The sequence below is a fragment of the Candidatus Pseudomonas auctus genome (genome assembly GCF_048654275.1).
GTDB classification, from domain to species: Bacteria; Pseudomonadota; Gammaproteobacteria; order Pseudomonadales; family Pseudomonadaceae; genus Aquipseudomonas; species Aquipseudomonas pharyngis.
On the sequence record NZ_JBJYZK010000007.1, the window covers coordinates 70,700 to 86,202 of the forward strand.

The following is a 15,503-nucleotide window of genomic DNA, read 5'->3' on the forward strand; positions in this document are numbered from 1 at the left end:
GCTCGGCGCAGTGGAAGATTTTCTAGCTAAAATTGAGTGTTGTCATACAAGTTAGATCCCGGAATTCATAGGAGCTCATACAAGTCATTGCCACCAGTGCTACGATCGGTTTGCCCCGATCACCGGAACCGACCATGCAAGACGACTTCGACGCCCCCGCCCGTAAACGCGCGCACAACCTGGCCCACGACCTGGTGGAAAAACTGACCCAGAGCATCCTGCTCGGTCAGATGCTGCCCGGTGACAAGTTGCCGTCGGAAAACTCGATCGTTCAGGAACACGGCGTCAGCCGCACCGTCGTGCGTGAGGCGATTTCCAAGTTGCAGGCGTCAGGGCTGGTGGAGACGCGACACGGTATCGGCACCTTCGTGATCGAACGCGCAGCGGAGCAGGGGCTACGGCTGAATGTCGACACCGCGCTGGGGGTGCGCAGCATTCTCGAGCTGCGCATGGGCCTGGAGACGCAAGCCGCGGCACTGGCCGCGCAGCGCCGCACCGAGCAACAACTGATGCAGATGCGTCAGGCGCTGGACGACTATCAGCGTCTATTGGCCAATAACGACAGCTGCGTCGAAGCCGACCGGCGCTTCCACTTGCTGATTGCCGAAGCCACCGGCAATGTCTGCTTCACCGAAATCATGCAACACCTTGGCAGCGCGATGATCCCGCGCACCCGGGTCAATGCGGCCGAGCGCGGGGCGGTGGATTTGAGCAAGCTCGGGCAACTGGCGAATCTTGAGCATGAGGCGATCTTCAACGCCATCAAACGTCAGGACGCGGACGCGGCGCGCGCGGCAATGTGGTTGCATCTGACCAACAGTCGAGACCGGTTTTCAGCCACGAGCTGAATGCCGCTGGTCTGTTCGATAGCACGCCCGGTGCGGCGGCACTTCCAACGAGTACGACCCGGATCTTCCGGGCCTCATGCTCTGAGGTGCAATGATGGCTGACGATACGCTGTTTCAGGGAGGCACGGCCCCAACCGACCCTACCCGCAAAGTCCCCGGTACGGATGAGCCGACGCTGGCCGATCACGAGATGCCGCCGGGCGTCATGCCCGGGCGCGACCCGTTGAGCGATGCCGATCGGCCGGAAGACTGGAAGGATCCGTCGTCCGATGAAGACATACCGCCGGCTGATGAGCCGACACCGCTGTCCGATGACAGGCGCTGAACAAAACCCGGCTGATTGCCGGGTTTTTTTGATGCTTTTAAACAGCGCCGAGATCGCGCATCAACAACCCAAACCGCAAATCCACCGCATCCGGAATCGGCAGATACACCGTATGCCCGTCCCCCGGCGCCACGTCGATGGCTTCACCTTTCAGGTTCTGCAATTCATGCAGATCAAAATGGAAGTTGCCCTTGGGCGTCATCAGTTCCAGGTGATCGCCCAGTGCAAAACGGTTCTTAACCTTGACCTCGGCCAGACGATCCCGACGTTCGCCGGTCAACTCGCCCACAAACTGCTGACGCTCCGACACCGAGCTGCCGTTCTGATAGTTCTGGTATTCGTCATGCACATGCCGGCGCAGGAAGCCTTCGGTGTAGCCGCGCTGGGCGAGGGATTCCAGATCGGTCATCAGGCTGCGGTCGAATTCGCGACCGGCCACAGCATCGTCGATGGCCCGGCGATAGACCTGGGTGGTGCGCGCGCAGTAGAAGTGCGATTTGGTCCGGCCTTCGATCTTCAGTGAGTGCACGCCCATGCGGGTCAGGCGCTCGACGTGCTGCACCGCGCGCAGGTCCTTGGCGTTCATGATGTAGGTGCCGTGCTCGTCTTCGAAGGCCGGCATCAGCTCGCCGGGTCGGTTGGCTTCCTGCAGCAGGAACACCTGATCGGTGGGGGCGCCGAGGCCGAGGGTCGGTTGCGGTTCGAAGGTCTGCACGATTTCGCCGAGCTGGTTTTCGCTGGCCTCCTGCGCCGAGTATTTCCAGCGGCAGGCGTTGGTGCAGGTGCCCTGATTGGCGTCGCGTTTGTTCATGTAACCCGAGAGCAGGCAGCGGCCGGAATAGGCCATGCACAGCGCACCGTGGACGAACACTTCCAGTTCCATGCCGGGCACTTGCTCGCGGATTTCGCCGATCTCTTCCTGCGACAATTCACGGGACAGGATGATCCGACTCAAGCCCTGCTGTTGCCAGAATTCGACACTCGCCCAGTTCACCGTGTTGGCCTGCACCGAGAGGTGAATTGGCATCTGCGGGAAGTGCCGGCGCACCAGCATGATCAGGCCGGGGTCGGACATGATCAGCGCGTCCGGCGCCATCTCGATCACCGGCGCCAGGTCCTTGAGGAAGGTCTTCAGTTTGGCGTTGTGCGGCGCGATGTTGACCACCACGTAGAAGCGCTTGCCCTGGGCCTGGGCTTCACGAATGCCAAGCGCCAGGTTGGCATGATCGAACTCGTTGTTGCGCACTCGCAGGCTGTAGCGTGGCTGGCCGGCGTACACCGCATCGGCCCCATAGGCGAAGGCGTAACGCATGTTTTTCAGGGTGCCGGCGGGGGCGAGCAGTTCGGGGGTGAAGGAGGTCGTCATGGCGGCGTCGGTCGCAAAAGCGCGGCAGGGTAGAGCAGTTGCGCCGAGGGTTTATTGATCTGGATCTATGCTTAATGAAGAAACAGGGCACTCGCGCTGACGCTGGCTGACTAAACGGGACGGGCGCGGGTGGCGCCTGACTGACCTGGACCGGACATGAACCAAAAGAGTCTGCAATTCAAATCCCTCACCGTGCTGCTGTTTCTGGTGACGGTCGCCTTCATCTGGATCCTGCTGCCGTTCTACGGTGCGGTGTTCTGGGCGGTGATCCTCGGCATCCTGTTCGCACCGATGCAGCGCCAGTTGCAACTGAAATTCGGCTGGCAACGCAACCTCACATCACTGTGTACCTTGAGCATCTGCCTGGTGATCGCGATCTTGCCGGTGATCGTCCTCAGTGTGCTGCTGGTGCAGGAAGGGGCGACGCTTTACGACAATATCGAAAGCGGCAAGCTCGATATCGGCGCTTATCTGGCGCAGTTCAAGCACAGCCTGCCGCCTTACTTTCAGCATCTGCTCGACCGCTTCGGCATGGGCGAGCTCAATGCCTTGCGCGAAAAAATCGTCAAGACCGCCATGCAGGGCAGTCAGGCGCTGGCGAGTCAGGCGTTCAGTTTCGGCCAGGGCACGTTCGAATTCGTGGTGAGTTTTTTCATCATGCTGTACTTGCTGTTTTTCTTCCTGCGCGACGGCGCCGAACTGGCGCGCAAAGTGCGCACAGCGATACCGCTGGAGGAGCATCACAAGCGTCGCTTGCAGTTGAAATTCAATCGCGTGGTACGCGCCACGGTGAAGGGTAATCTGCTGGTGGCGATCACGCAGGGTGCGCTGGGCGGGGCGATTTTCTGGTTTCTCGACATTCCCAGTGCGTTGCTCTGGGCGGTATTGATGGCGTTTCTGTCGTTGCTGCCGGCGGTGGGCGCGGGGATTGTCTGGGTGCCGGTCGCGGTTTACTTCCTGCTCAGCGGGATGATCTGGCAGGGCGTGGTGCTGGGGCTGTTCGGGGTGTTCGTGATCGGTCTGGTGGACAACCTGCTGCGCCCGATCCTGGTGGGCAAGGACACACGGATGCCGGACTACATGATCCTGATCTCGACCCTGGGCGGGCTGGCGGTGTTCGGCCTCAACGGTTTCGTGATCGGGCCGCTGATCGCGGCGCTGTTCATGTCGAGTTGGGCGCTGTTTATCGAAAGCAAGCCGAAAGTGCAGCTGCCTTAAGCCTTGAACGGGCCGCTGAGCAGTTGTTGCGACAGCGCTTGAGCCGCCGGCAAGGACGTGAGCGGGCCGCTGACCGGCTCGCCGTCGCGCACCAGATACCAGCAGGCGAGCAGCCCCAGCTCTCTGAGCGATGCGGGAACGGCGCTGCCGACAACGGACATGATTTGAACCTGAGCCATGAAAAGTACCTCCATCAATCTGTGGAGCTACCTTAGGGAATTGGTCGTTTCAGGGACAATCAACGCTTTCGATAGTGGTCATTGACGCCGCTGAGGGCTGGCTCAATCCACCACTTGATCGAGCATGTGCACGATCTCGTGTTCGTTGAGAAAACCCTTGCGCACCAGGTTTTCCGCCAGCAGCGAGAGAAACTTCGCGGTGCGGTGGCCTTCCAGGTGCTTGAGTTCGGTCAGGGCGTTGTAGACCTTGCTCGAGGTGCATAAACCGACGATGCGGTGCGGATTCTGTGTAGGCATTCAAGTCGTCCTTGTTGTTATCAACCTGTTGTTTGCGGACGGATTCAGAGTGCGGTTCCGTCATGACAAATAGATGACCGTTTGTGTGTTGCCCCCGACGGTCGAGTCCATCATGCCGACTTTAGCGGTTCAAACTGTCCTCACAGCGACCTTGGCGAGATTTTTTCAGACCCTGGCCGACGAACGGTTGGCTTTCCCGAAGGCAATAAAAAGCCCCGCGATCAGGCGGGGCTCTGGGGACCGGTTACCAGCGCGGGCCACCGTAGTAGTGTGGCCGGCCGTAATAACCGCGCGGTGGGCCGTAATACACCGGGGCCGGTTGGACGTAGACCGGTTGCTGCACATAGACCGGGGCCGGCTGGTAATAAACCGGTGGCGGCGGTTGCTGCACGTAGACCGGGGCCGGTTGAGCGTAAACAGGCTGCTGGACGTACACCGGCCGATCCTGATTGATGAGCGCCGAGCCGATGATGGCCGAGCCGACGATCGCACCAAATACCGCCGGGCCCTGCCAGCCACCGCCGTGGGCTTCTGCCTGACCCGTGATCGCGAATGCACCAATCAACAAGGCCACGATGGGGAGTTTACGAATCATGATAATTCCTCGGTTCTTCGACCCGGCGTCCGAACCTGCAACAGGCCCGGAATGGCGCGGGGATACTTCTAAGACAGCAACATTTTGAAAAACAGCACGGCCGCAGGGTAAATTTTGTGTAAGGTCTGTACCGGTTTGTTTACCGAGCTTGCGGCATCGACTGTGATGCCCGGAACAGACCGCCTTATGATCGTTCAGAACCCGATGGCCTGGCTAATCCCGTCCATCCGAAAGTGCATACGAAGGAGCCTCCCATGCAGATGAACCCCAACAAAGACACCCAATTGTGCATGTCCCTGTCTGGGCGTCCCGGGAATTTCGGTCTGCGGTTTCATAACCATTTGTATGAACAACTGGGGCTGAATTTCTACTATAAGGCGTTCAGCAGCCAGGACCTTCCCGGTGCGGTCGGCGGGATCCGCGCGCTGGGGATTCGCGGTTGCGGCGTGTCGATGCCGTTCAAGGAAGCGAGCATTGCGCTGGTTGATGAACTGGACGCCTCGGCGGCGGCGATCCAGTCGATCAACACCATCGTCAACACCAATGGCCATCTCAAGGCCTACAACACCGATTACATCGCCATCGCCCAGTTGCTGGACACCCACGCGGTGCCGAAGGACTCGACTTTCGCCCTGCGCGGCAGCGGCGGCATGGCCAAGGCTGTGGCCAGTGCCTTGCGCGATGGCGGTTACAAAAATGGTTTGATCGTCGCTCGCAACGAGCGCGCCGGCCGTGCGCTGTCGGATTCACTCGGGTATAGCTGGCAGGCGGAACTGGGCGACAAGCGTCCGCAGATGCTGATCAACGTCACCCCAGTGGGCATGGACGGCGGCCCGGAAGCAGGTCAGCTTTCTTTTGAGGTGGATGTGATCAAGTCTGCCGACACCGTGTTCGATGTGGTGGCGATTCCCTCGGAAACCCCGCTGATCGTGCGTGGTCGTGCCGAAGGCAAAAAGGTGATCACCGGGCTGGAAGTGATCGCGATCCAGGCACTGGAGCAATTCGTGCTGTACACCGGCGTGCGGCCGACGGTCGAGCAGTTCGATGCGGCGGTGGCGTTTGCCCGCAGTTGATGGCGCCTGAGCAACGGCATATCCGCCCGAATTTGCCGTTGCCTATACTGCCGGATCAGCAAGCACAGACTTGCCCATCACAAAAGCCGAGGTTTGCATGCATCCGCCCATTCTCAACCTGAATGACGTCGAACTCGAACCGCTTCCCGAATCATTGGCCCCCGAGGGCGAAACCGCCGGGCGTTATCAGCAACGGTTCGCCCGGGTCGGCCAGCAACTGGGCGCGCAGAAACTCGGTTACCGCTTGTATGCGTTGCCACCAGGCATGCGCGGCAGTCCGTTTCACAGCCATCGGGTGAATGAGGAAATGTTTTACGTGGTGGCCGGGGAAGGGGAAGTGCGCCTCGGCGCCGAGCGTTTCCCGATTCGCGCCGGCGACGTGATCGCCTGCCCACCGGGCGGCCCGGAAGCTGCGCATCAGATCATCAACACCAGTGCTGCGGAACTGCGCTATCTGGCGGTCAGCACCCAGCAGCAACCGGAAATCTGCGAGTACCCGGATTCGAACAAATACGCGGTCATGGACAACTTCAACGTCGATGCCGACGGCAATGCCTCGGGATTCGTGGCGGTGGCGCGGCAGGCAGACGGCGTGGATTACTGGGACGGCGAATAACGCCGCCCCGGTGCGCTTATTCTTCGAGGCGGGCCAGACGCTCTTCCAGCGCCGCAATCCGCGCTTCCAGCTCTTCGATGCGCTCCACTGATACGCCGCTGGCAGCCCCGCGTTCAGGATTCTGCCGCGCCGCGATAATCGCCTCGATGTCCGCCGGATCGCCCAGCGCGTGGGTATAACGATCTTCGCGCTGGCCGGCCTGACGTGGAATCAACACCGCCAGCTCCCGGGCGATCAGGCGTTCCAGCTGATGCACCACTTGTTCGGCGTCTTCAAACTCATGCATGCGACCGCTGCGGGTCAGCAGTTCGTTGACGGTCTGCGGGCCGCGCAGGAACATCAACCCGGTCAGGATCAATTGCGCCGGCACCAGCTCCAGTGCCTTGTCGACCTTGTGCTCCCAGCGGTCGGCGCGGCTGCCCATCACCAGTTTGGTGAAGCCGCGGCTTTCGAGGGCGCGCAGGCTCTGACCGACCTGGCCCTGAGTCAGGTTCATCACTGGCTCCCGGCTGGTTTTCTGGTTGCAGGCCAGCACCAGTGCGTTGAGGGTCAACGGGTAGGTTTCCGGGCTGGTGGCCTGTTTCTCGATCAACGAGCCCAGAATGCGGATTTCCGTGGCGTTGAGCCGTGGTTCGTCGGGGCGGGTTTCAAATTCTGTGGTCATCGCGCGTTCCCTCTGCAGTCGAAGGCGCCTAGCCTAATCCTTGCTGGATAAAAGACAAGCCGCGCCGCCCGCGAGCATGGCTATAATCGCCCCCACGATTCACCCAGCCACCACGTGAGACTGCCATGACCATTTCCCTGTACGCCGCATCCGTCCCGGTTTTTCAACAAATGCTCAACGCCGTGAGCGATGTGCTGAAAAAGGCTGAAGCCCACGCCACCGAGAAAAACATCGACCCGAACGCCTTCCTGCAAGCGCGTCTGTACCCGGACATGTTCCCGCTGGTGCGTCAGGTGCAGATCGCCGTGGACTTCGCCAAAGGCGTTTCCTCGCGTCTGGCCGAAATCGAAATCCCGAAATACGACGACACCGAAACCACCTTCGCCGAGCTGCAAGCGCTGATCGCCAAGGTTCTGGCCTTCATCGGCGAGATCAAGCCAGAGCAAATCAATGGCAAGGAAGGCATCGAGATCGTGACTCGCCCGGGCACCCCGAAAGAGAAGCGCTTCAGCGGCCAGGCTTATCTGCTGAGCTACGGTCTGCCGCAGTTCTTCTTCCACGTCACCACCACCTACGCACTGCTGCGTCACAACGGTGTGGAAGTGGGCAAGCGCGATTACATGGGCGCGTTCTAAAACGTTCTGCAACAAAAAGCCCGCCAAGGTTTACGCCTTGGCGGGCTTTTTTGTTGCGCCGGTTTTTTACGCCGGACGCTGGGTTTTCTGCTCTTCGCCCAGGCACGCGGCGGCCGTGAACAGCACGTCGGTGGAGGAGTTCAGCGCCGTTTCGGCCGAATCCTGCAGCACGCCGATGATGAAACCGACGGCCACCACCTGCATGGCGATTTCGCTCGGGATGCCGAACAGGCTGCACGCCAGCGGGATCAACAGCAGCGAACCACCGGCCACGCCCGAGGCACCGCAGGCGCAGATCGCAGCGACGACGCTGAGCAGGATCGCGGTCGGGATGTCCACGGCGATACCCAAGGTGTGCACGGCGGCGAGGGTCAGCACGGTGATGGTGATCGCCGCGCCGGCCATGTTGATGGTGGCGCCGAGCGGGATCGATACCGAGTAGGTGTCTTCATGCAGGCCCAGGCGCTTGCTCAGTTCCAGATTGACCGGAATGTTCGCCGCCGAGCTGCGGGTGAAAAACGCAGTGATGCCGCTTTCACGCAGGCACTGGAGCGTTAGCGGGTACGGGTTGCGGCGCAGCTTCCAGAACACGATCAGCGGGTTCATCACCAGCGCCACGAACAGCATGCAGCCGAGCAGTACCGCCAGCAGGTGCGCATAACCGATCAATGCGCCAAACCCGGAGGTGGCCAGGGTCGACGCTACCAGACCGAAAATGCCCAGTGGCGCAAAACGGATCACGACCCGGACAATCACTGTCACGCCGTTGGACAGATCGCCCAGCACTTCGCGTGTAGTGTCACCGGCGTGCCGGATCGCCACGCCCATGCCGATGGCCCAGGCCAGAATGCCGATGAAGTTGGCGTTCATCAGTGCGCTGACTGGGTTGTCGACCACGCTCAGCAACAGGCTTTGCAGCACTTCACTGATGCCGCCCGGCGCGCTTACGGCGATGTTGTCGGTGGACAGCACCAGATGCGACGGGAACATCATGCTGGCAATCACCGCGACCACGGCAGCGGCGAAGGTGCCCAGCAGATACAGAAACAGAATCGGCCGGATGTGGGTTTCCTGGCCGTGCTTGTGGTTGGCGATCGAGGCCATGACCAGCACGAACACCAGGATCGGCGCCACGGCTTTCAGGGCCGAGACGAACACTTTGCCGATGAAGGCCGTGCCTTTGGCCGCTTCCGGCGCGAACAGCGCGAGGGCGATGCCGGCAATCAGGCCGATCAGGATCTGGGTGACCAGGCTGAGGCTTTTAAGACGTTGCAATAGAGAAGGGGATGAAGCGGTCATGAACGGCATCTCTGTTTTTATAGGGTGCAAGGTTGCGTGATCCGGGCGATTGATCGGGGGCAGGCCACGGACACAAACCGAAAGGACTGACGCGCCAGCCACACCGTTAAACGGGTGGTTGAACAGGGTGTACGTTTTGCAGGGCGCGGACTTTATCACAGGGTCGTCCGATTCCTTCAGGCCTGTGACGATCTGCCACCGGATCCATCTACAACTTAGACAGGTTTGTGCAAGTCACTCGGGAAACACTCTGTTAAGATTGCGCATCCTTATTTTCAAGTTCTGCCAGCGGGCCCTCGGGTCAACGCTGGTGTCGTCGTTTTGCTGGAGTTCCTCATGCTGTTGCCCATCCTTCTGTTGTCTGCCGCCGGGTTTACGGTGCTGACCACGGAGTTCGTCATCGTCGGCCTGCTGCCGGCGATTGCCCGCGATCTTGCTGTCACCATCCCGCAAGCCGGGTTGCTGGTGACGCTGTTCGCTTTTACCGTGGCCATGTTCGGTCCTTTCTTGACCGCGTATTTCGCCCGCTTCGAGCGACGCAAGCTGTTCATCACCATCCTGATCATGTTCGGCCTGGCCAATACCGTGGCGGCATTGGCGCCGAACATCTGGGTGATGGCCATTGCCCGGTTGATCCCGGCGTTGGGGTTGCCGGTGTTCTGGGCGCTGGCCAGCGAAACGGCGGTGGATATCGTCGGCCCGGACTTCGCCGGTCGCGCGATCGCCAAGATCGGCTTCGGCATTGTCTGCGCCACCGTGTTCGGCATTCCGGTCGGCACGCTGATTTCCGATGCGTTCGGCTGGCGCAGTGCGTTTGCCATTCTGGCGGTGATCGCGTTCGCCAAGGCGTTGCTGCTGTTTGTCTACCTGCCGAAAACCAGCCTGCACCAGCATCAGGTCAGTTTCGCTTCGCAGTTCAAGATCCTGCGCAGCCCGCTGATGCTGGGTCATGTGATGCTGTCGATCCTGGTGTTCAGCGGCATGTTCACCGCTTACACCTATCTGGCGGACATCCTTGAGCGTCTGGCCGGCTTCAATGGCACCGTGGTCGGCTGGTGCCTGATGGGCTTTGGCGCGGTCGGCCTGATCGGCAACTCGCTGGGCGGTCGTGCGGTGGATCGTCATCCGCTGATGGCTTCGGTGATGTTCTGCGCGTTCATGATTCCGGGGATGGTGGCGCTGGTGCCGAACATCAATTCGTCGCTGGGTCTGGCGGCGGCGATGGGCATCTGGGGCGTGACCCAGGCGGCGCTGTTTCTTGTCAGCCACGTGCGCTTGATGAAAGCGGCTCCTGAAGCGCCGGCCTTCGCCGCGTCGCTGAACATCGCCGGGGCCAACCTCGGGATTGGTCTGGGCGCGATCATTGGCGGTCGGGTGATTGACAGCGCCGGCCTGGGCTTTGTGGGTTTCGCCGCCGCCGGGTTCATCCTGCTGTCGATTTTCCTCGCCATGGTGCTGATGGTGCTCAAGCCGCGCGACGTCTGCGCGCCGGCTTAAAAGGCTGTAAACAGCTCGCGTCGGGCACCTTCGGTAATCGCTTTGATGCCGGGGTGCTTGACCTTGCGCTCCACCGAGATCGCGTAGAACGACTCGCTCACCGCATCGGTCTGGCCGATCAACTCGACGCCGTACTGGCGCTTCACCTCATCGGCAATCACGCTCGGGCCGATGAAAATCCCGCTGCCGGACTGGCCGAACGCCTGCATCAAGGCGCTGTCATCGAACTCCCCGACAATCCTCGGCTGAATCTGCTGCTCGGCGAACCAGCGCTGTAGACGGCTGCGCACCACGGTTTCCGCGCCGGGGATCAACAGCGGCGCACCGTGCAGGCTGCGGGGAAAATCCTGACCGTATTGCGCGGCCAGTTCAGCGGTGGCAAAGAAACTGATCCCGCATTCCCCGAGCTTCTGGCTGTAGCCCTTGATGTCCAGGTGCGAGGGCATCGGGCTGTCGGAAATCACCAGGTCCAGGCGCTGGATTGCCAGGTCTGCCAGCAGGCGCTCGAGTTTGTCTTCGCGGCAGGTGATGCGCAGTGGCTCGCTCAATTCCATGGTCGGCGCGATCAGGCGATAAACGATGGATTTGGGCACTACGTCCGCCACGCCGACCCGAAACAGGATCTGCTGTTCATTGGGCTGGGCGCGCAGCATCAGCTCCAGTTCACCGCCGAGCTGGAACATCTGCTCGGCGTAGGGCAGGGCCTGACGCCCGGCCTCGGTGAGTTCCAATTGCCGGCCGACCCGTTGAAACAACTCGATACCGTAGGTTTGTTCGAGCAGGGAAATCTGCCCGCTGATGGTCTGCGGCGTCAGGTTCAGTTGCTCGCAGGCGCGCACGATGCTGCCAGTCTTGGCCACCACCCAGAAGTAATGCAGTTGTCGGTAATTGAGCATGGGGTTCGGTCCGTCCAATACAGTTCGTATAAATCGAAGTATAGCCGCTAAAAATACGAATTTTCCTGAAGTGTTTGTCTCCCTAGAATGCCCAGCCATCGACGGCCGGCCTGTACGGCGCTGTCTGTTCTATCGAGGGAAGCATCATGAAACTGAAGAGTACGGCGTTATTGATCGCGTCTTTACTGGTACTGGCCGGTTGCGACCAGGCCGAAAAGAGCGCCCAGCAACTGATGGGGCAGGCGGCTGAAGCGGCCAAGCAAGCCATCGATGACACGCACAAAGCCGCCGAGCAGGCGCTCAGCGATGCCACCGGCAATCTGATCAGCAAGAAAGAACCGAAAGACGACGAAGAAAAACCCGAATCGTCCTCCCAGGAAATCTAAACCGTCTTATACAGAGTCAGGACTGACCCATGGAATACCTGTTAGAACTCGCTTCCAGCCCGACCGCATGGATTGCTTTGGCCACACTCGTGGTGATGGAAATCGTGCTCGGCATCGATAACCTGATCTTCATATCGATCCTGACCAACAAGCTGCCCGAGCAGTACCGGCAGAAGGCTCGTCGTCTGGGGATCGGCATGGCGCTGATCATGCGTCTGGCCCTGTTGAGCACCATCGCGTTCATCGTTCAGCTGACCGCGCCGGTCATCGAGATCCTCGGCCACGCGTTCTCCTGGAAGGACATGATCCTGATCGCCGGCGGCCTGTTCCTGTTGTGGAAGGCGACGACAGAGATCCATCACAGCATGGACCCGGCACCGGAGGATCCGAAGACCGCGACGTCGAAGGTGACCTTGGGCTTCGCCGCCGCCATCGGGCAGATCCTGATGCTGGACATGGTGTTCTCGATCGACAGCATCATTACCGCTGTCGGCATGACCGAACACTTGCCGATCATGGTGATTGCGGTTGTGGTCTCGGTGCTGGTGATGCTGTTTGCGGCTGATCCGCTGGCCAAGTTCATCAACGACAACCCGACGGTGGTCATGCTGGCTCTGGGCTTCCTGATCATGATCGGCATGACACTGATCGCCGAAGGCTTTGGCGCCCACGTACCGAAAGGTTATGTGTATGCCGCCATGGCGTTCTCGGCTGCGATTGAAGTGCTGAACATGATGTCGCGCCGCGCCAAGCAGAAGAAACTGACTGCCGAAGCGTAATCGCTGGAAAACCAAAGGCCGCCTGAACTTGCGAGAGTCCGGGCGGCCTTTTTGTTTGTGTCGGTTACAGAAAGTCAATGCGCGGTGGCGTGACGGGCGTCGTGTTTCTCGATCTTCCTGGTCGGTGCAGGTTGAACCGGGTGGTGATGGCGGCGGGAAATCCGCAACACGCCCCACAGCATGGCGGCGGCAACGGCCAGCCAGCCGGCAATCAGCATTACGATGGTCATGGTCAGGCTCATCTGTGCCTCCTCTTTGCCCTGCGTCGGGCGCGCTTTCTTTGGCTCTTGTCTGAATGACAGTCTAGTCGCTGGTGTGTTTCAAGCTATTGACCGAAGGTCGGTGGTGACCAATCAGTTCGCTCTATGCAGCCGACGCATCTGCCGCTTTGGGCTATACCGCAGCGTGGCGCCGTCCTATGATCCTCGACCAAGCCGGAACACGATGACCGGTAACTGATCAAGAGAGTGACGATGGTGCAGCTATTTTCCCGGATTCGCGCGGCGCTGCTGGTGGCCGGTTGCGTGACAGCATTGGTGGGGTGTGCGGGCAGTGTGGCGCCGGAGGTCAAGCGCCTGCCGGAACGGGTCGAGCTTAGTGGTACGTTCTATCGCGGTGAGGCCTATCAAAGCGGGCCGCAAGTGCTGGCCAGCCTGCTGTCGCAGCAGGGCATCGTGATCACCCCGGGTTTGCTGGAAAAACCGCTGCATTTGCCGGGCGCCGAGGACAAGTTGCAACAGAATCTGCAGAACCTTGCCCGTGAATACGGCATGGTCGTGTATCCGCTGGACAGCAACCTCCCGGCGCTGCTGACTCAGGTGGCGGCCGGGTATCCGGTGATGGTGCGTTTCAGCGAAGGTTCGGCGTTTTGGGCGGAGCCGCGTTACGCGATCCTGTCCGGCTACGATCGCTTGAAGCAGAAGGTGCTGCTGCGCGCCGGGATGAATCGCCGTGAATTGATGAGCTTCAGCTCGTTCGAGTCGGCCCTGGAAAAATCCGGCGGCTGGGCAGTGTTGATCCAGAAGCCGACGCAGATTCCGGCGGCGGTCGATCAACAGCGCTGGCTCAAGGCTGCCGACGCACTGGCGCAAGCCGGGCAGGAGCGGGAAGCGGCGCAGGCGAGGAAGGCGCTGGCGGCGCATTGAGGTTCCGTTCGTCGCCTGTCGGGCACCCTGATGGAGGATGCGCTTCTGAACTGTAGCGTCCCGTGTTTTACGGGCCAGTTTCAGGAGGCGAATATGGCAATTCCAACTTCACCCAGCGGGCCGCATTCTTCCGAGCATGGCAGCGGCGACGACCTGGGCTTCGATCCGGACTCGCCTGATCTGGACGATCCGCAAGTCGATCCCATTGGCCCGGCGAAGGCGCCCAAGGATGTGCAGCCGGGCGACGATCCCAAGCGTCCGGCCAAGCCTTACGATCCCTTGGCTGATCTCAAGCCTTGAAGCGAGGTGCGTATGAGTACCGATTCGAGTTTCGACGACCACAAGCCTGACAGTGTGCCCACCACGCCTGAGCCGGAAGTTGATCCGGTGCTGGATCCTGAGAGCCCTCTGCGCGATCCGCTGGCGCGTCCGGCGGTGGTGACGCCGGAGCATTCCCGCGACCCGAGCGCTGGTGACGGCATTCCCGAAGACGACAAGATGCCGTTGCCCAACGACTGAGTGCATAAATGAAAAAGCCCCGACGATTCGGGGCTTTTTCATGGGGGGACGGATTACTTGGACGCTTCGATCACGCCGCTCTGGCGACTCTTGAGGTTTTTGTCGGCCTTGTATTGCTGAGCCACGGCGGGAACGTTAGCGCTCTTGCCGGTTTCCACCCAACTGCGGATGCGGCTGGCATCGGCGAAGTGGGTGTATTTGCCGAACGCGTCGAGAATCACCAGGGCGACCGGGCGGTTGGCCATGCGGGTCACCAACACCAGACAGTGACCGGCAGGGTTGGTGAAACCGGTTTTGGTGATGCGGATATCCCAGTCGGCCTTGTTGACCAGGTGATCGGTGTTACGGAAACCCAGGGTGTAATTGGGTTTACGGAACGAAACGGTCTTTTCCTTGGTGGTGGTCAGCTCGATGAGCAGCGGCTGTTTGTGCGCGGCCACCAGTAACTTGCTCAGGTCGCGGGCGGTGGAGACGTTGCGCTCGGACAGGCCGGTGGGCTCCACAAAATGTGTGCTGGTCATGCCCAGCGCCTTGGCCTTGGCGTTCATCGCGGCGATGAATGCCGCGTAACCGCCCGGGTAGTGGTGAGCCAGGCTGGCGGCGGCGCGGTTTTCCGAGGACATCAGGGCAATCAGCAGCATCTCTCGGCGGGGCAGTTCGCTGCGCAGTTTGACGCGGGAAAACACGCCTTTCATTTCCGGCGTGTGGCTGATGTCGACGTCAATCCATTCGTCCATGTTCTGGTGCGCTTCGACCACTACCAAACCGGTCATCAATTTGCTCACGGAAGCGATGGGCACCACCACGTCCGGGTTGCTGGAATAAATGACTTTGTTGGTCTGCAGATCCATCAGCAGGGCGCTGCCGGAGGCAATCTTCAATTGCGAAGCGTCTCGAGGGGCGGCGGTGGTTTCGGCGGCGTTGACCGTTGGCGTGAGGAGCGTGCCTGAAAATGCAAAAACCAGGCTCAGGATGGACAGACGAATATTCACGCGGGCGAACTCATGAAGGTTGGAAATGCCGTTCTTTGTAACGGCCTGTGTCGTAAAAACGACGCATTGTAGGAGTATGGTTGAAGAACTGTCGATGGTTGTCCGCAAGGCATGAAAAAGTCGTGAAAAGCCCTGTAAAAATAGGGGTTTCCGGCGAACGGTAAAGGTTTTTTC

At 60.4% G+C, this 15,503-nt stretch carries 21 protein-coding genes; 12 read left to right on the plus strand and 9 right to left on the minus strand.

All coding sequences use genetic code 11. The annotated features are described in order from the left end of the window. The first annotated feature begins 134 nt into the window (after positions 1-134). Together ACKUG4_RS14865 and ACKUG4_RS14870 are read left to right on the plus strand one after the other, a co-directional pair. Positions 135-848, plus strand: a complete 714-nt coding sequence (locus tag ACKUG4_RS14865; protein ID WP_445434295.1) for a FadR/GntR family transcriptional regulator — start codon at positions 135-137, stop codon at positions 846-848. Between the two features lie 94 nt (positions 849-942). After that, positions 943-1,173 carry a hypothetical protein gene (locus ACKUG4_RS14870; RefSeq protein ID WP_064597887.1) on the plus strand — a complete coding sequence of 77 codons (231 nt, stop codon included), beginning with the start codon at positions 943-945 and terminating at the stop codon, positions 1,171-1,173. Between the two features lie 37 nt (positions 1,174-1,210). Here ACKUG4_RS14870 and trhP read toward each other — a convergent pair whose 3' ends face one another. Then, complete coding sequence (trhP, locus tag ACKUG4_RS14875) at positions 1,211-2,539, minus strand: prephenate-dependent tRNA uridine(34) hydroxylase TrhP (protein ID WP_445434296.1); 1,329 nt, start codon at positions 2,537-2,539, stop codon at positions 1,211-1,213. Positions 2,540-2,695: 156 nt separating this feature from the next. Between trhP and ACKUG4_RS14880 the strand changes: the two genes are divergently transcribed. Beyond that, the gene (locus tag ACKUG4_RS14880) at positions 2,696-3,757 is read left to right on the plus strand and encodes an AI-2E family transporter (RefSeq protein WP_039767635.1); all 1,062 of its coding nucleotides are present in this window, start codon (positions 2,696-2,698) and stop codon (positions 3,755-3,757) included. On the opposite strand, the gene ACKUG4_RS14885 is transcribed toward ACKUG4_RS14880, so the two are convergent. The 3 genes from ACKUG4_RS14885 to ACKUG4_RS14895 all read right to left on the minus strand — a co-directional run bounded on the left by ACKUG4_RS14885 (position 3,754) and on the right by ACKUG4_RS14895 (position 4,828). Then, on the minus strand, positions 3,754-3,936 hold the full coding sequence (locus ACKUG4_RS14885) for a hypothetical protein (RefSeq protein WP_064597883.1): 183 nt from the start codon (positions 3,934-3,936) through the stop codon (positions 3,754-3,756). The two genes, ACKUG4_RS14880 and ACKUG4_RS14885, sit on opposite strands and share 4 nt — an antisense overlap. 102 nt (positions 3,937-4,038) lie before the next feature. Further along, positions 4,039-4,233, minus strand: coding sequence for a hypothetical protein (locus tag ACKUG4_RS14890; protein WP_007951579.1), 195 nt, complete (start codon positions 4,231-4,233; stop codon positions 4,039-4,041). A 244-nt stretch (positions 4,234-4,477) separates the two neighbouring features. Continuing rightward, complete coding sequence (locus ACKUG4_RS14895) at positions 4,478-4,828, minus strand: hypothetical protein (protein ID WP_007951578.1); 351 nt, start codon at positions 4,826-4,828, stop codon at positions 4,478-4,480. A 254-nt stretch (positions 4,829-5,082) separates the two neighbouring features. Here ACKUG4_RS14895 and ACKUG4_RS14900 point away from each other — a divergent pair, with 254 nt between their 5' ends. Both ACKUG4_RS14900 and ACKUG4_RS14905 read left to right on the plus strand, forming a co-directional pair. After that, on the plus strand, positions 5,083-5,901 hold the full coding sequence (locus ACKUG4_RS14900; RefSeq protein WP_445434297.1) for a shikimate 5-dehydrogenase: 819 nt from the start codon (positions 5,083-5,085) through the stop codon (positions 5,899-5,901). A 97-nt stretch (positions 5,902-5,998) separates the two neighbouring features. Further along, positions 5,999-6,517, plus strand: a complete 519-nt coding sequence (locus ACKUG4_RS14905; protein WP_085608317.1) for a cupin domain-containing protein — start codon at positions 5,999-6,001, stop codon at positions 6,515-6,517. Positions 6,518-6,533: 16 nt separating this feature from the next. Here ACKUG4_RS14905 and ACKUG4_RS14910 read toward each other — a convergent pair whose 3' ends face one another. Further along, positions 6,534-7,181 carry a YceH family protein gene (locus ACKUG4_RS14910; protein WP_445434298.1) on the minus strand — a complete coding sequence of 216 codons (648 nt, stop codon included), beginning with the start codon at positions 7,179-7,181 and terminating at the stop codon, positions 6,534-6,536. A 125-nt stretch (positions 7,182-7,306) separates the two neighbouring features. Here ACKUG4_RS14910 and ACKUG4_RS14915 point away from each other — a divergent pair, with 125 nt between their 5' ends. Next, positions 7,307-7,816 (plus strand): DUF1993 domain-containing protein, encoded by a 510-nt coding sequence (locus tag ACKUG4_RS14915; protein ID WP_007951572.1) that lies wholly within the window; start codon positions 7,307-7,309, stop codon positions 7,814-7,816. Between the two features lie 66 nt (positions 7,817-7,882). Here ACKUG4_RS14915 and sstT read toward each other — a convergent pair whose 3' ends face one another. After that, positions 7,883-9,115: a serine/threonine transporter SstT gene (gene sstT / locus ACKUG4_RS14920; protein ID WP_085745908.1), complete on the minus strand. Its 1,233-nt coding sequence runs from the start codon at positions 9,113-9,115 to the stop codon at positions 7,883-7,885. A 336-nt stretch (positions 9,116-9,451) separates the two neighbouring features. On the opposite strand from sstT, the gene ACKUG4_RS14925 reads away from it, so the two are divergent. Continuing rightward, on the plus strand, positions 9,452-10,612 hold the full coding sequence (locus tag ACKUG4_RS14925) for an MFS transporter (RefSeq protein WP_445434299.1): 1,161 nt from the start codon (positions 9,452-9,454) through the stop codon (positions 10,610-10,612). Here the strand turns inward: ACKUG4_RS14925 and nhaR are convergent. Further along, a complete protein-coding gene (nhaR, locus tag ACKUG4_RS14930) occupies positions 10,609-11,508 on the minus strand; it encodes a transcriptional activator NhaR (protein WP_007951569.1) in 900 nt (299 codons plus the stop codon). The two genes, ACKUG4_RS14925 and nhaR, sit on opposite strands and share 4 nt — an antisense overlap. Before the next feature lie 146 nt (positions 11,509-11,654). On the opposite strand from nhaR, the gene ACKUG4_RS14935 reads away from it, so the two are divergent. After that, complete coding sequence (locus ACKUG4_RS14935) at positions 11,655-11,894, plus strand: hypothetical protein (RefSeq protein WP_445434300.1); 240 nt, start codon at positions 11,655-11,657, stop codon at positions 11,892-11,894. A 29-nt stretch (positions 11,895-11,923) separates the two neighbouring features. Then, positions 11,924-12,673 (plus strand): TerC family protein, encoded by a 750-nt coding sequence (locus ACKUG4_RS14940; RefSeq protein WP_039767626.1) that lies wholly within the window; start codon positions 11,924-11,926, stop codon positions 12,671-12,673. Positions 12,674-12,747: 74 nt separating this feature from the next. Here the strand turns inward: ACKUG4_RS14940 and ACKUG4_RS14945 are convergent, their stop codons facing one another. Continuing rightward, positions 12,748-12,915 carry a hypothetical protein gene (locus tag ACKUG4_RS14945; protein WP_007951566.1) on the minus strand — a complete coding sequence of 56 codons (168 nt, stop codon included), beginning with the start codon at positions 12,913-12,915 and terminating at the stop codon, positions 12,748-12,750. Between the two features lie 231 nt (positions 12,916-13,146). On the opposite strand from ACKUG4_RS14945, the gene ACKUG4_RS14950 reads away from it, so the two are divergent. From ACKUG4_RS14950 to ACKUG4_RS14960, 3 genes are all read left to right on the plus strand, one after another. Continuing rightward, positions 13,147-13,818, plus strand: a complete 672-nt coding sequence (locus ACKUG4_RS14950; protein ID WP_085648231.1) for a peptidase C39 family protein — start codon at positions 13,147-13,149, stop codon at positions 13,816-13,818. Positions 13,819-13,911: 93 nt separating this feature from the next. After that, complete coding sequence (locus ACKUG4_RS14955) at positions 13,912-14,118, plus strand: DUF6021 family protein (RefSeq protein ID WP_041475356.1); 207 nt, start codon at positions 13,912-13,914, stop codon at positions 14,116-14,118. Between the two features lie 12 nt (positions 14,119-14,130). Beyond that, a complete protein-coding gene (locus ACKUG4_RS14960; RefSeq protein WP_445434301.1) occupies positions 14,131-14,337 on the plus strand; it encodes a hypothetical protein in 207 nt (68 codons plus the stop codon). Between the two features lie 53 nt (positions 14,338-14,390). Here ACKUG4_RS14960 and pbpG read toward each other — a convergent pair whose 3' ends face one another. Next, positions 14,391-15,329 carry a D-alanyl-D-alanine endopeptidase gene (gene pbpG, locus ACKUG4_RS14965; protein ID WP_011335039.1) on the minus strand — a complete coding sequence of 313 codons (939 nt, stop codon included), beginning with the start codon at positions 15,327-15,329 and terminating at the stop codon, positions 14,391-14,393. Positions 15,330-15,503 lie beyond the last annotated feature (174 nt).